This is a genomic window from Grimontia sp. AD028 (assembly GCF_000973155.1).
Lineage (GTDB): Bacteria > Pseudomonadota > Gammaproteobacteria > Enterobacterales > Vibrionaceae > Enterovibrio > Enterovibrio indicus.
Genome location: NZ_LASY01000064.1, coordinates 79,858 through 94,623 on the forward strand (window position 1 = coordinate 79,858; position 14,766 = coordinate 94,623).

13 protein-coding genes are annotated in these 14,766 nt (G+C 48.7%); 11 read left to right on the top strand and 2 right to left on the bottom strand.

Features of this window, described 5'->3' with window-relative positions; all coding sequences use genetic code 11:
• Window positions 1-78: 78 nt before the first annotated feature.
• Window positions 79-441, bottom strand: a complete 363-nt coding sequence (gene queD / locus RN22_RS14820) for a 6-carboxytetrahydropterin synthase QueD (protein ID WP_002535034.1) — start codon at window positions 439-441, stop codon at window positions 79-81.
• A 226-nt stretch (window positions 442-667) separates the two neighbouring features.
• Between queD and RN22_RS14825 the strand changes: the two genes are divergently transcribed.
• The 3 genes from RN22_RS14825 (at window position 668) to RN22_RS14835 (ending at window position 5,413) form a co-directional block, all read left to right on the top strand.
• On the top strand, window positions 668-2,272 hold the full coding sequence (locus RN22_RS14825) for a methyl-accepting chemotaxis protein (protein WP_046305509.1): 1,605 nt from the start codon (window positions 668-670) through the stop codon (window positions 2,270-2,272).
• 227 nt (window positions 2,273-2,499) lie between these two features.
• A complete protein-coding gene (gene asnS, locus RN22_RS14830) occupies window positions 2,500-3,900 on the top strand; it encodes an asparagine--tRNA ligase (protein ID WP_046305533.1) in 1,401 nt (466 codons plus the stop codon).
• 319 nt (window positions 3,901-4,219) lie between these two features.
• On the top strand, window positions 4,220-5,413 hold the full coding sequence (locus tag RN22_RS14835) for an amino acid aminotransferase (RefSeq protein ID WP_046305510.1): 1,194 nt from the start codon (window positions 4,220-4,222) through the stop codon (window positions 5,411-5,413).
• Between the two features lie 63 nt (window positions 5,414-5,476).
• On the opposite strand, the gene folE is transcribed toward RN22_RS14835, so the two are convergent.
• Window positions 5,477-6,130, bottom strand: coding sequence for a GTP cyclohydrolase I FolE (folE, locus tag RN22_RS14840; protein WP_002535026.1), 654 nt, complete (start codon window positions 6,128-6,130; stop codon window positions 5,477-5,479).
• A 367-nt stretch (window positions 6,131-6,497) separates the two neighbouring features.
• Here folE and moeA point away from each other — a divergent pair, with 367 nt between their 5' ends.
• From moeA to RN22_RS14880, 8 genes are all read left to right on the top strand, one after another.
• Window positions 6,498-7,733, top strand: coding sequence for a molybdopterin molybdotransferase MoeA (gene moeA, locus RN22_RS14845; protein WP_046305534.1), 1,236 nt, complete (start codon window positions 6,498-6,500; stop codon window positions 7,731-7,733).
• A gap of 7 nt (window positions 7,734-7,740) precedes the next feature.
• Window positions 7,741-8,490, top strand: coding sequence for a molybdopterin-synthase adenylyltransferase MoeB (gene moeB / locus RN22_RS14850; protein WP_046305511.1), 750 nt, complete (start codon window positions 7,741-7,743; stop codon window positions 8,488-8,490).
• 156 nt (window positions 8,491-8,646) lie between these two features.
• Window positions 8,647-10,266, top strand: a complete 1,620-nt coding sequence (locus RN22_RS14855; RefSeq protein WP_046305512.1) for a bifunctional diguanylate cyclase/phosphodiesterase — start codon at window positions 8,647-8,649, stop codon at window positions 10,264-10,266.
• A 201-nt stretch (window positions 10,267-10,467) separates the two neighbouring features.
• Window positions 10,468-11,289: a phosphate ABC transporter substrate-binding protein gene (locus RN22_RS14860; protein WP_046305513.1), complete on the top strand. Its 822-nt coding sequence runs from the start codon at window positions 10,468-10,470 to the stop codon at window positions 11,287-11,289.
• A 91-nt stretch (window positions 11,290-11,380) separates the two neighbouring features.
• On the top strand, window positions 11,381-12,292 hold the full coding sequence (gene pstC, locus RN22_RS14865) for a phosphate ABC transporter permease subunit PstC (RefSeq protein WP_046305514.1): 912 nt from the start codon (window positions 11,381-11,383) through the stop codon (window positions 12,290-12,292).
• Between the two features lie 5 nt (window positions 12,293-12,297).
• The gene (gene pstA / locus RN22_RS14870; protein WP_046305535.1) at window positions 12,298-13,143 is read left to right on the top strand and encodes a phosphate ABC transporter permease PstA; all 846 of its coding nucleotides are present in this window, start codon (window positions 12,298-12,300) and stop codon (window positions 13,141-13,143) included.
• 35 nt (window positions 13,144-13,178) lie between these two features.
• Window positions 13,179-13,943 carry a phosphate ABC transporter ATP-binding protein PstB gene (pstB, locus tag RN22_RS14875; RefSeq protein ID WP_231590907.1) on the top strand — a complete coding sequence of 255 codons (765 nt, stop codon included), beginning with the start codon at window positions 13,179-13,181 and terminating at the stop codon, window positions 13,941-13,943.
• A 339-nt stretch (window positions 13,944-14,282) separates the two neighbouring features.
• Entirely contained in the window at window positions 14,283-14,729 is a 447-nt protein-coding gene (locus tag RN22_RS14880; protein WP_002535015.1) for an META domain-containing protein, read from the top strand.
• The last annotated feature ends 37 nt before the right edge of the window (window positions 14,730-14,766 follow it).

Here is a 14,766-nt window from a genome sequence, read left to right on the forward strand (position 1 = left end):
GGCAGACTGCTTATTTTTCAAGGCACGAAAAAAGGGCCAATTCGGCCCTTTTTTTATTCCGCGGTTAAAGCAAACTGCTTACTCGCCAGTGTAAATACAGCCCGCTGTACAGGTTTCTTTAATCATAACCTTACTAAGGATTGGCAATTCTGGTTTTAGCTGATCCCAAATCCACTTCGCCAGCACTTCACTGGTTGGGTTTTCCAGACCTTCAATATCATTCAGGTAGTAATGGTCCAGACGATCATAGATAGGTTTGAATGCTTGTTTGATCTCAGAAAAATCAATCACCCAGCCAGTATGCGGATCCACTTCACCGGCCACATAAATTCGAACCAGGAAAGAGTGGCCATGCAGACGACCGCACTTATGTCCTTCTGGGACATTCGGCAGTCGGTGTGCCGCTTCAAACATGAATTCTTTAAACAGTTCGGTATGCATTTTTAGCGTTCCTGTGATCGAGTGTTTTTACATTGCGCGGCGATGCTACTCAATAATTGCGTTGAGCTCAAACTGATTCGGCTGCAATAACAATTTCCAAGCGTGCGAGACGACCCATAAATTTTTGTGTTGCAACAATCACACATTAACATCATGGTTAATACTTATTCACATTGTTGCAGCTAAACTATTGATAATAATAACTACATGGAAGTCATCGTTAACAATGCGCCTACCAATAGCAGTAAAAATACTCTTCGTCTTGCTCGGTATATTTTCTGTCGTATTAGCTGTTTCCCTGATCTACCAAACTAATCACCAGAAAACATTTGTTACTAATATTGTCGGAGAGCAAACCTTAGATAAAGCCAGCAATTATTTCGATAGCCTGAACATGATGATGCTGACCGGCACCATCCATCAAAAGGAAGCACTGAGAAATAAAGTACTGGAACAGAATGGTATTGAAGATGCCCGCGTTATCCGTGCCGATGGCATTACAAGCATCTTCGGCCCCGGAAATCCCAATCAAGCAATTCTCGATAACATAGACCAACGTGCGGTAGCGGGAGAAACCATTGTAGAGCGTGTTACCCGTGATTATGGTCCCGGTATTGTGGTCGCTCTGCCAATGAAAGCCAGCGCAAACTATCGCGGCACCAATTGTATGCAGTGCCACATCGTTCCAGAGGACACCGTTCTTGGGGTCGTGAGGCTGGAATATAACCTGTCCGAACTCTATGAAAGTATCAACGGGGATATGTGGGTCACGGCGGGCATCATGGGAGCCATTACCCTAGGCGGTTTTGCACTGACCTTCGGCTTTGTTCGCGTCAGTTTGGTTTCGCCTTTGAAGCGAATCTCCCATTTCATGCATCGTTGCAGCGAAGAAAAAAACCTCAGCCAACGTTTGGCCATGCATCGGGACGATGAAATCGGCCAATTGGCAGCCAGTTGCGATACCTTACTCGACAGCTTTTCTAGCAGTCTGAACCGCGTGAAAGGCACTGCCACGACGTTGCTTGAGGAAGCCACAGTGCTGACTAATGTCTCCAGTGAAACCAATCATCTGGTTGAGAATCAACGCAGGGAAACGCAAGAGATGTCTTCGTCTATTGATGAAGTTCAACATCATCAGCATATCGTGGAAGAGAAAACCACGGAGGCAGCAGAACTGAGCCAAAACCTGGCCGAGAGCGCACAACAAGGTCGCAACGTCGCGAATGTTGCAGCGGAGCAGATCCAGCAGTTGGTTCAGGAAGTCGATCAGGTTCGTCATCAAATCCTTGCTGTGAACCAGCAAAGCAAGGAAGTGAACAGCATTCTGGAAGTCATTCGCGGAATTGCAGAACAAACCAACCTTCTAGCCCTTAACGCTGCGATCGAAGCAGCCCGAGCTGGCGAGCAAGGTCGCGGATTTGCTGTTGTCGCTGACGAAGTAAGAAGCCTTGCCAGTCGCACCCATGATGCGACAGGCGATATTCAGAGCATCATCGAGCAACTGACAGCCGATGCCGAGCGTTCAGCTTCAGCCATCGAGACCACGTGCGAAAACACGGCTCAGCGCTCTGATACCGTCATGCAACTGTCTAACTCATTGGCTCAGATCGCCGAGGAAATCCTGATTGTGAATGCGAACGCCAAAGAGATCAGTCAGGATACGGTGCACCAGGCTGAAATGGCCGATAACCTTCGTGAACAGGTGGTGACCATTCAGTCCCATGCGGAAGACACGTCAACCAACGCCAACCAAACACAGGCCATCAGCGCGAAGCTGAAAAACCTCGCCGATCAACTCGAGCAACTGATAGATCAGTTCAAATTGGCTTAAGTTGGGTACTAATACATCACTTCTAGGAGGCTGCCCGCCTCCTTTTTCTTTCTAGTTATCGAAATTTGCTGGTTTTTTCTTCGATCTCATCGCACCATGAAGCCTCGCTATTACTGCATCTTGAGGTAGCTCAGGTATGCGGGTAAACTTGCCAGTCCTAGTGCGAATTATCCTAGTCCGACGACTCTGAATCGTCGGATATTCTTCAACGGAGTTAGATGCAAATTATGAACTATGTGCCTGTAGCAGACGTCCTGCACGGCAAAGCGGCAGTAGACACAGAAGTCACTGTTCGCGGTTGGATCCGCACACGTCGTGATTCAAAAGCCGGTATTTCTTTCCTTGCCATTTATGACGGCTCTTGTTTTGACCCTATCCAGGCGGTTGTTCCTAATGAGCTGAATAATTACCAGGAAGAAGTATTGCGTCTTACCACAGGCTGCTCTGTAGAAGTTACCGGTAAAGTGGTAGAAAGCCCGGGGCAAGGTCAGGCATACGAACTGCAAGCAACTCACGTTAAAGTGGTTGGTTGGGTTGAAGATGCAGACACGTACCCAATGGCGAAAACCCGCCACTCGATTGAGTACCTGCGTGAAGTAGCTCACCTGCGCCCACGCACCAACGTCATTGGCGCGGTAGCACGTGTACGTAACTGTCTGGCACAAGCGATTCACCGCTTCTACCACGAGCAAGGTTACTTCTGGGTATCTGCTCCACTAATCACTGCGTCTGACGCTGAAGGTGCTGGTGAAATGTTCCGCGTTTCTACGCTGGACATGGAAAACCTGCCTCGCACTGACAAAGGCGACGTTGATTACAACGAAGATTTCTTCGGTAAAGAAACCTTCCTGACCGTATCAGGTCAGTTGAACGCAGAAGCTTACGCTTGTGCGATCAGCAAGGTTTACACCTTCGGTCCTACTTTCCGTGCTGAAAACTCAAACACCAGCCGCCACCTGGCGGAATTCTGGATGGTTGAGCCAGAAGTCGCGTTTGCAGAGCTGGACGATGTCGCGAAGCTTGCAGAAGACATGCTGAAGTTTGTGTTCAAAGCCGTGCTTGAAGAGCGCCGTGACGATATGGAGTTCTTTGCTCAGCGTATCGACAAAGAAGCGATCACCCGTCTGGAGAAGTTTGTTGATTCTGACTTCGCTCAGGTGGATTACACCGATGCTATCGACATCTTGATCAAATCTGGCAAGAAGTTCGAATTCCCTGTTGAGTGGGGTATCGATCTGGCTTCTGAGCACGAGCGCTTCCTGGCTGAAGAACACTTCAACGCGCCAGTTATCGTTAAAAACTACCCGAAAGACATCAAAGCTTTCTACATGCGTTTGAACGACGACGGTAAAACTGTAGCTGCGATGGACGTTCTGGCACCTGGCATCGGTGAAATCATCGGTGGTGCACAGCGTGAAGAACGTCTGGATGTGCTTGACGAGCGTATGCGCGCGATGAACATCGACCCAGAGCACATGAACTGGTATCGCGATCTGCGCCGTTACGGCACCGTGCCACACGCTGGTTTCGGTCTGGGCTTCGAACGTCTGGTTTCTTACGTAACGGGTATGGGCAACGTTCGTGACGTTATCCCATTCCCACGTACGCCACGTAGCGCAAACTTCTAATCCTATTTGGATGATAAAAAGGTCGCGAAAGCGGCCTTTTTTGTCGGTAAATTTTCTCCAAGACAACGTGAAGCTTGTCTTTTTCTCACCGAGTGGAATCCCCCAGCCAATCAACGCTGCAAAGAATATACGATTCGCCTGAAAGCCCCATATTTGGCAAGTAGTCCTATGACCAAAGTTATGGAAATGAAGGTTTAGGAAGCGTCAAACCTCCAACCAGTTGGTATGGATTAAAAATCCTCAAATTTCCGTTTTATTACGAACCTGCAAATGATATAAAAACCGGAGTGATTTATAACAACGCCATGGATGAACGAAGATGTTTGAAAAAATTGCCGCAGCCCCCGCCGACCCTATTCTAGGCCTCACTGAAGAGTTCAAGGCCGACACCCGCGCTGAGAAAATCAATCTGGGTGTAGGTATCTACAAGAACGAAGCTGGAAATACCCCTGTTCTGGCAACCGTTAAGAAAGCAGAAGCTGTTCTGCTGGAAAACGAAACCACCAAATCTTATCTTGCGATTCCAGGTACCCCTGAATACGGTCTGGCAGTTCAAAAACTGCTGTTCGGCGCTGACGCTCCAGTAATTGCAGACAAACGTGCTCAAACTGCACAAGCTCCTGGTGGTACAGGTGCACTTCGTCTGGCGGCAGAATTCATTAAACGCCAACTTGGCGACGTGAAAGTTTGGGTGAGCAACCCAACTTGGGCAAACCACAATGGCGTATTCGCCGCAGCAGGTCTGGAAGTCGCGCAATACAGCTACTACAACGCAGAAACTAAAGACATGGACTTCGATGCCATGCTGGCAGATCTCCAAACTGCAAGCGCTGGTGATGTTGTCCTTCTGCACGGTTGCTGCCACAACCCAACCGGTATCGACCCAGATGCAGGCCAATGGCAACAACTCGCAGCACTGGTAAAAGAGAAAGGTCTTCTGCCACTGTTTGACTTCGCATACCAAGGTTTTGCGAAAGGCGTTGAAGAAGATGCCGCAGGTCTGCGTATTTTCACTGAAAGCTGTTCAGAGCTTCTGGTCGCAAGTTCATTCTCGAAAAACTTCGGTCTTTACAATGAGCGTGTTGGTGCGTTCACACTGGTCGGTCAATCTGCCGAGCAAGCTGCAACTGCATTTAGCCAAGTGAAGAGCATTGCGCGTGTTATCTACTCTAACCCACCAGCACACGGTGCTGCGGTTGTGACTGTTATCCTGAACGATGCGGCACTGCGCGCAGAGTGGGAGCAAGAAGTGGCTGACATGCGTGTTCGCATTCAGGCGATGCGCGAGCTGTTCGTAGCAACGTTGAAAGAAGAAGGCGTTGACCGTGACTTCAGCTTTATCGAGCGTCAAAACGGCATGTTCTCTTTCTCTGGCCTGACCAAAGAGCAGGTAAACCAACTGAAAGAAGAGTTCGGTGTTTACATTGTTGGTTCTGGCCGAATCAGCGTTGCCGGCATGACACGTTCAAACATGGGTCCACTGTGTAAAGCTATTGCCGCTGTTTTGAAGTAATTCGAAATTGCAGCCAAGAAAAAAGCGCCTTTCCGGCGCTTTTTTTGTGTTCGTCATTCAGTGTTAAATGCCATGCAGAAATTCTGCACGCGTCGCTGAGTTGGATTTGAAGATACCACCCAATGCAGTGGTTGTCGTTTCACTCGTCGCATCCATCACACCACGTGCTTTCACGCAGTAATGTGTCGCATTCATATGAACTGCCACATTATCGGTTTCCAGTAGCGTTTGTAGGGCCACGAGGATTTGGCGCGTTAAGCGCTCCTGAACCTGCGGACGTTGAGAGAAGAACCTTACGATACGGTTAATCTTAGACAAACCAATAATTTTGTTCTTTGGCAGATAAGCCACAGTACACTGCCCATCGATGGTCACCAAGTGGTGCTCGCAGGTGCTGGTCAACGTAATGTTTTTCACTCTTACCATTTCATCACAGCCCATTTTGTTATCAATAACTGTGATTTTTGGGAAGTTAGCGTAATCCAGGCCAGAAAAGACTTCATCAACATACATTTTCGCAATGCGCATTGGTGTTTCAGTCAGGCTATCATCTTCCAAATCGAGATCCATCGCCGTCAGGATTTCGCGCATGTGGTATTCGATTTTCTCTTTCTTCTCTTGGGCGGTCATCGGCGACCCAGCCTGCATCGGCGTCTCAATGCCACGTGCTATCAGCGCCTCACGGACTCGTTTTGCAGAATCGCTCAATGCTGTCATAGTCATTCCTCGGATCGTTCCAATGTTATAGTTTTATTTATTACTCGCCTTTTGAGGACAAGGATCAATGTGCTGTCAGAATTTTGAAGCATAACGTTAATAGTAGGAAAATTACACCTCGAAATGCGTGTGGGCATTAGTTTCCGGCTACAAAGTTTGCGATAATACCTTCTTTCTTCTACGAGTTGAGCAGAATACCTCATCATTACAAAGATGCTTGGTTCGTTCTTAACGCTCTGTCATCAATCTCGTTGCACCGATTGTGTCCGCTCTGTATAGAGATCATAGGCTAAGCATGAAAGTCACGTCACATGACCTGACTAACGCAATCGGCTACAGTATTCAAAAAACGAATGAGAGTCTTTATATGGGTTGCTGCGACACGCCGGGATTGATGCCCGTTTCTGAGGCTATTTCTACCCTTCTTGAGAACACAACGCCACTCACTGAAACAGAAATGGTTTCTCTTGTTAATGCGCAAAACCGCATCACTGCGGAAGATATCCGCTCACCGCTAAACGTGCCACCTTTCGCTAACTCAGCAATGGATGGTTACGCCCTTCGCACCAGCGATTTGGCCGCGTCTAACACGTTAAGACTGGCTGGGAAATCATTTGCCGGTGTGCCATTTGAAGGCGAATGGCCAACAGGCAGTTGTATCCGCATTATGACTGGTGCAGAAGTACCAGAAGGTGCGGACGCCGTTATCATGCAAGAACAAACGACAGTTGAAGGCGACCAGATCACTTTCACCGCATCAGCCCAGCCACAACAAAACATCCGCCCGATCGGCGATGATGTAAAAGCGGGTGACGTTGTTATTCCAAAAGGCACGCTACTAACACCACGCGAAGTGCCAATGCTGGCGACACTGGGCATTGCCGAAGTTACCGTCATACGTCGCCCAAAAGTCGCCTTTTTCTCGACAGGTGATGAATTACGTCAGGTGGGTGAAACACTGGGCAAAGGTGAAATCTACGACAGCAACCGCTATACCATTCGCGCCATGCTCGAGAAGATGCATTGTGAAGCCATTGACCTCGGCGTGATTCCTGATTGTCCCGACCAACTTCGCGAGGCTTTCCTCAAAGCAGCAACTGAAGCCGATGTAATCGTGACTTCTGGTGGCGTCAGCGTGGGTGAAGCCGATTACACCAAAGACATTCTGGATCAGGAAGGCGAAGTCGGATTCTGGAAAATCGCCATTAAACCTGGGAAACCTTTTGCATTTGGTAAAGTGAAAGGCGCCCTCTTCTGTGGCCTTCCGGGCAACCCTGTTTCAGTGCTTGTGACACTGCATGTGTTAGTTCAGCCACTGCTGGCGAAGCTATCCGGTCACACGCAGTGGCAACCTTCAATTACGCTAAAAGCCAAAGCCGAAACCCGCTTCAAGAAAGCACTAGGCCGTGCAGATTATCAACGTGCAATTTATCGCACGGATGAAAATGGCGATTTATTGGTTTCAACAACGGGCAACCAAGGTTCAGGTGCATTCAGTTCTCTATCTCTGGCGAACTGCTTCGCGGTGCTTGAACAAAACCGTGGTCATGTCGAAGTGGGCGAAACTGTCACCATTGAACCTTTTAATACTGTGTTGAACTGAGGAAAGCGTGGATATTCTCTCTCCTGAAGAAGAACTCAGATATAACCGTCAGATCATTCTGCGTCAGTTTGATTTTGACGGTCAGGAAGCGCTTAAGGAAGGCAGTATTCTGGTATTGGGTGCAGGCGGCCTTGGCTGTGCTGCAACTCAATATCTTGCAGCTGCAGGGGTCGGGAAACTGACCCTGATAGATGACGACGTCGTTGAACTGTCTAACCTGCAACGCCAAGTCCTCCACAGTGACAGCACTATCGGCGAGCTCAAAGTTGAGTCAGCGGCATCCAGCCTTCGTCAACTTAACCCGCATGTTGTGATTAATACCATCGCCAAGCGATTAGATGACGACTCGCTTCGACAATTGATTGCACAACATCATTTGGTACTGGATTGCTCTGACAATGTCGAAACGCGCAACCAGTTGAACCGCCTTTGTTTTGAAGTAAAAAAGCCATTAGTCAGTGGTGCTGCTATTCGTCTTGAAGGACAAGTTGCCGTGTTCACTTACGGTGAGCAAGAACCCTGTTATCAGTGCCTCAGCGCCCTGTTCGGTGAGCAAGCTTTAAGTTGCGTTGAAGCGGGGATTTTGAGCCCTGTGGTAGGCATTATCGGTGCTTGCCAGGCACTGGAAGCGATAAAACTGTTATCAGGGTTTGCATCTGCCCCAACAGGCAAGGTAATGCTGTATGACGCCATGAGCAGCGAATGGCGCAACTTCAATTTGCCCAAGTATCCAACCTGTACTGTCTGCAATAATTAACACCACCACCTTGATTTGCTGACACTTTTCTCAATATCGACAAATCTCTACTACATTTATAACAGTTTATGCTGCCTTGGCATATTGAGGCAGCCCTAACTCCCTTTCAAGGGTCTGTTGACCTTAGTATTTCACCGCGGGCGAAGTGATAGGACGATGATTACGACCGTCTCAATAGTGCTTGTCATACTTGGAATGCTCGCCCTCATATCGGCGCTGAAATCCTCGATCATTCTGTATCGTCGAGACCGCCGCCCAGCTACGTTTAGTTTTATTCCGGTCATGCTCGGCTTTGTGCTGGGGTATGCGACCTTTGCAGCCTACCTCTCCACGAAAGCGGATGCGTCGACAATTGAATTTATCGTCTCGATGGTCTTTTTCGGCGGAGGGATATTCTGCGTCATGATTTTCAGTGTGATATCAAGCAGCATGGAACGCATTGCCTATGCGGAATTTCAACAACGCCACAACGAGTCTCATGACAACCTGACAGGACTACCCAACCGGAAGTTTCTGCTGAGCAGCATTTCCACACAGATTGTCGACTACAACATTTCCCAGCAACACTTCGCATTGATCACGATTGATATCAATAACTTCAACAATATCAACGAAGTATTCAGCCATCAAAAAGGGGATGTGTTGCTCGCACAGTTTTCGGCTCGACTGAAAGAGTTTGTGGATGAAGACATTTTTCTCGCGCGCTCCAGCGGCAACCGCTTCACCATGATTTTGAATGATCCTGAAAACATCAATATTGCTCAGTACATTGAGGGCATTCAGAGCTATCTGGACCACCCACTAACGATTAATGACCACGATGTGAATCTCACCAATACGGTTGGCGTGGCACTTTTCCCAGAACATGGCAGTAACGCCGAAGAAATCCTCAAACGAGCGGAAGTGGCCATGTACAACGCCAAACGGATTCAGGCGCCCTACGCTATTTACGAGCCTGCGGCATCCAGCCACTTCTACGATAAAACGGAATTGGCCGCCATGCTTCACAACGCGCTTGAAACCATGGATTTTGAGCTCAATTTCCAACCCGTTATGAACGTACACAATCCGAGCAGCACCACCTTTGAAGCCTTAATACGCTGGCCTTTGGCTGACGGTTACAGTGTCAGACCGGATGACTTTATCCCGCTTGCTGAACAAACCAATGCCATACAAAAAATTACCCATTGGGTACTGGAAAGCACAGTCGCCCAGCTCGCCGTATGGCGACAGCAATCTATAACGCCGCAGGTTCAGGTCAACCTTTCGGCAAAAGACATTGAAGATGACTCACTCGAACCTTACCTGTCCAAGCTACTCAGCCGTTATGCCATCAACCCTGCCCAACTGACGCTGGAAATCACGGAAACCAGTATGATGCAGAATCCGGCCAAAGCGCGGGCTGTACTGGAGAAAATTAAGAAGTTGGGTGTATCACTGAGTATTGATGATTTCGGAACTGGCTTTTCATCACTGTCGATCCTGAGCAATATGCCGATAGACGAAATCAAAATTGACCGCAGTTTTGTGACCGATCTTCTTTACAGTAGCAACCATGAAGCCATCGTCAGATCAACCATTTACCTTGCCCATAGTCTGGATTGCCGCGTGGTTGCTGAGGGTGTGGAAACCGAAGCCTTGGGTCAATATCTCGTCTCTATTGGTTGCGACAAAATACAGGGCTACTGGTACGGCCGCCCAATGAACCTTGCTCAGACCGATGCCTGGCTAAACGAAGCCTTACTTATCAACTCCCGCGTTGCCAGCCAAAACTAACCGATATTTCTTTCTCTAGAGCCCCAAACCTATTCACCCCAAACATGCCTATCTACTGAATCATACGACTCATATCTAACCCCTTGTCTCGTCATTAATGCTTAATTTTGCTGAAACATGAGTGTCATAAAAGAGACCTAAAGTTGCAATCGTTGACTCATACACGACCTTCGAGAAAGGCAACGATTAAGGAAATCTATAATGAAATCAAAAGTATTCACCGCACTTTGTATGGCTGGCGCACTCGTTGCTCACACTGCTACCGCTCAAGAAACCATCACAGTATCTGGTTCAACGTCTGTAACAGAAGTGATGGAGGTTTTGGCTGAGACTTACCAAACCCAGAACAACAACACCTTTATCGAAGTACAGGGAACAGGCTCTTCTGCTGGCGTAAAAGCCGCCAAGAACGGAACGTCAATGTTCGGCATGGCATCCCGTGAGCTGAAAGATTCAGAAAAAGAATCATCACTGAAAGAAACCGTGATTGCGCGTGACGGTATCGCCGTTGTGGTTAACAACGCAAACACGCTGGACGATCTGACTATCGAAGACATCGCAAAAATCTACCGCGGGGAAGTGCAAAACTGGTCTCAGGTTGGCGGCGAGAACAAGCCAATCGTGGTTGTTACCCGTGACACAGCATCAGGCACCCGTGGCGCATTCGAAGACATCATGGGTCTGAAACGCAAAGTTAACGGCATTAGTGTTTCTGCTATCTCGCAGCGCGCTCAGGTAGGTAACGGTAACGGCGTGATCAAAACCATCGTCGCGAACAACCCATTCGCCATCGGTTATATCTCTCTGGGTTCGATCGATGAATCACTGAAAGCCGTCAAAGTGAACGGCGTTGCGCCAACTTCTGAAGCAGTCGCAGCCGGCGATTACAAAGTAGCCCGTCCTTTCCTGGTTCTCAGCAAAGATGGCAAACCTTCACCAGCAGCAGATGAATTCCTGAAGTGGGTCGTTTCTTCTGAAGGCCAGAAAATCGTTTCAAACCAAGGCTACGTGCCAGTTAAATGATACCCCTTGGCCTGATGGTTTTCATCAGGCCGCTTTTTCAAGAAGTTAAGCATTTCCCTACTGTCATCATGTGACACAAAGGACAGCAATTATGACCATCGCAACCGAACAATCTATCCAAATCCCCGCTGGTAAGCTGGGAACAGGCAAACGCCGAGACTGGCGTGAAGACATCTTCCGCACACTATTCCTGACAGCCGCCGCGCTGGGCGTGTTGTCTCTCGCGACTATCGGCTTCTTTATTTTCCGTGAAGGCCTCCCTGCTATTCAGGAAGCCGGTGTTACCGGTATCGTCACGGGTTCAGAATGGCTGCCACCCGCCCTTTACGGCATTGCGCCAATGATTGTGGCATCGCTGGCATCAACCGCAGGCGCTGTAGCGCTGGGCGTGCCAGTCGCGGTTTTAACCGCCGTATTTATCGCTGAAGTTGCCCCAAAATGGCTGGCAAACATCATCCGTCCAGCCGTTGAACTTTTGGCAGGTATCCCTTCTGTGGTATACGGCTTCTTCGGTCTGGTGATTATCGTTCCAATGATTCAGGACATCTTCAACGTTCCAGCGGGTAACACACTTCTGGCAGGTATCATCGTTCTTGCCGTCATGATTCTGCCAACGGTTATCGCTGTCTCTGAAACGTCGCTGCGCGCAGTACCAAAGGCCTATAAAGAAGGCTCTCTGGCACTTGGTGCTTCGCCGATGTTCACCACTTTCAAATTGCTGGTGCCTGCTGCACGTTCAGGCATCATGACAGGCGTCATCCTTGGTATCGCCCGCGCTTTGGGTGAGACCATGGCCATTATCATGGTGATGGGTAATGCACCTGCTATGCCCAACGGTCTGCTCGAATCAGCACGTACCCTGACCGCCAACATCGCACTGGAAATGTCATACGCATCAGGTGTCCACGCCAGCGCTCTCTACGCAACAGGTATCGTCCTTCTGGTCTTCATCATGATCCTGAACGCGTCCCTGCTTTACCTTAACCGCGAAAAAGCGAGGTAATGACCATGTTGACCCGTCAAATGAAAGACAAAATTTCACTGGTTACCGTTTGGGCCGCAGCAGCAATGACCGTCGGTTTCCTGTTCTGGATTATCTGGTACATCCTGAGTAATGGCCTGCAATACGTCGATTGGTCATTCATAACCAGCGATTACACCCGTATTGGAGAGCAATCAGGTATCTGGCCGATGATTGTTTCAACCATCTACATGGTGATCGCATCTATCTCTATCGCAGCGCCTATCGGCATCATGACGGCAATCTACCTGACCGAATACGCAAAAGTAGGAAGTCGTCTGGTGAAAGTGATTCGATTTTGTACTGAATCACTGGCGGGTATCCCGTCTATCATTTTCGGCTTGTTCGGTATGACATTCTTTGTCGCCGTGCTTGGCCTTGGTTTCTCTATCCTCTCTGGTGCACTGACGCTGAGCATTCTCATCCTGCCAGTGATTATCCGTACCACTGAGGAAGCGCTAATGGCGGTGCCTCAAACCTATCGAGAAGGCTCGTATGGTCTGGGTGCATCGAAAATCTACACCATCTGGAAACTGATTTTGCCAAGTGCCATGCCAGGCATCGTGACTTCCATCATTTTGAGTGTAGGTCGCGTCATTGGCGAATCTGCACCGGTATTTCTGACAGCAGGCATGGTCGCACGTATCCCAGAAAGCGTGTTGGATTCAGGCCGTACACTGACCGTACACCTCTACAAATTAACCCAGGAGCTCTACACCATTCACGAATGGAACCAGGCATATGCCACCGCGACAGTGCTGATTGTTGTCGTGCTGTTTATCAACATGCTGACCAAGATTATCGCCAGCAAATTTAGCAAAGCCACTTACTGAGCCCGGGAGAGAACACAATGATGACTGCAACTGCAATGAACACAGCAAACAAATTCGATATTGAAAACCTGAACCTGTTTTATAACAACGGCGCTAACCACGCACTGAAAGACATCACCCTGCCGATCCCAAGCAAGAAAGTAACGGCCCTGATAGGTCCTTCAGGCTGCGGTAAATCTACCCTGCTACGTTGCCTGAACCGCATGAATGACCTGATTGAAGGGGTTAAAATCAACGGTCGCTTGGAGATGGACCGAGAGAACGTTTACGGTAACATCGACATCGCCAACCTTCGTATCAAGGTGGGCATGGTCTTCCAAAAGCCAAACCCTTTCCCAATGAGCATCTACGACAATGTGGCTTATGGCCTGCGTGCACAAGGCGTGACTGACAAGAAAAAGCTGGATGAAGTGGTAGAGAAAAGCCTGCGTGGTGCAGCGCTTTGGGAAGAAGTAAAAGATCGCCTGAAATCTCACGCTTTCGGTCTGTCTGGCGGCCAGCAGCAACGTCTGTGTATCGCCCGTACCATTGCCATGGAGCCAGAAGTGATTCTGATGGACGAACCGACTTCTGCACTTGACCCGATCGCCACCAAGAAAATCGAAGATTTGATGGAAGAGCTCAAGAAGAACTACACCATCGTCATCGTCACGCACTCTATGCAACAAGCACGTCGTATTTCAGACCGCACCGCCTTCTTCCTGATGGGCGAATTGGTGGAACATGATGAAACTGCCAACCTGTTTGCCAACCCACGTGACGATCGTACCCGTGGTTATGTGAACGGAGATTTTGGTTAAAAACCAACCGTTCAGTACAAGAGCTTCTCATTACTACTATAACAATCGCGATGGATTATTTTGCCCCCGTCTCCCGGGGGCTTTTTTCGTAATGCCCTAAAAAGCACCCTCTCATAACCTCATGATATTTATAAAATATCGACACTTTGGTTAACGGTTCGTTGAGACAATTCTTAAAACGAACAAACCCTGTCCAAGTTCCGCAATTTAATACCAAATTGACAGATTTCTGACTTGCTAAGCGACTAAGATTCATAATAATCATTGAACCAAGCCAATCAGGCGCTGTCTCTACGTGACGAAATGTAGAAACACTCAGAGATCAATCTGGAGTTAATAATGAAAAAGATGGCAATCGCAATGCTGGTCGCTCCTGCAATTCTGGCAGGCTGTGCAACCAGCACTTCAGGCAAAGGTGACGCAATGGAAGTGTCTCAAGCAAACATGCAGCACCACAACTGGGTTTTGGAAAGCGTTGATGGTCAACCACTGAGCCTGCCAGAAGGTTTTGCAGCACCAAGCTTAGAAATTGGTGAGTCATTCACAGCAAACGGCCATGGCGGCTGTAACCGTTACTTCGGTCAAGGTGAGCTGAAAGGCAGCAAATTCCGCATCGACAAAATGGCTAGCACCATGATGGCGTGTCCTGAGCCTGCGATGAAGCTGGAAGGTGTGATGACCAATGTGCTGAGCGATTGGAGTGATGTCACACTAACCAAACAGACACTGGTTCTTGAGAACGGCGAGCACGTTCTGACTTTCCAACTGCGTGATTGGGTAAACTAAACCCACACGAAGTGATGAGGACACCTGAAGTCAGGTG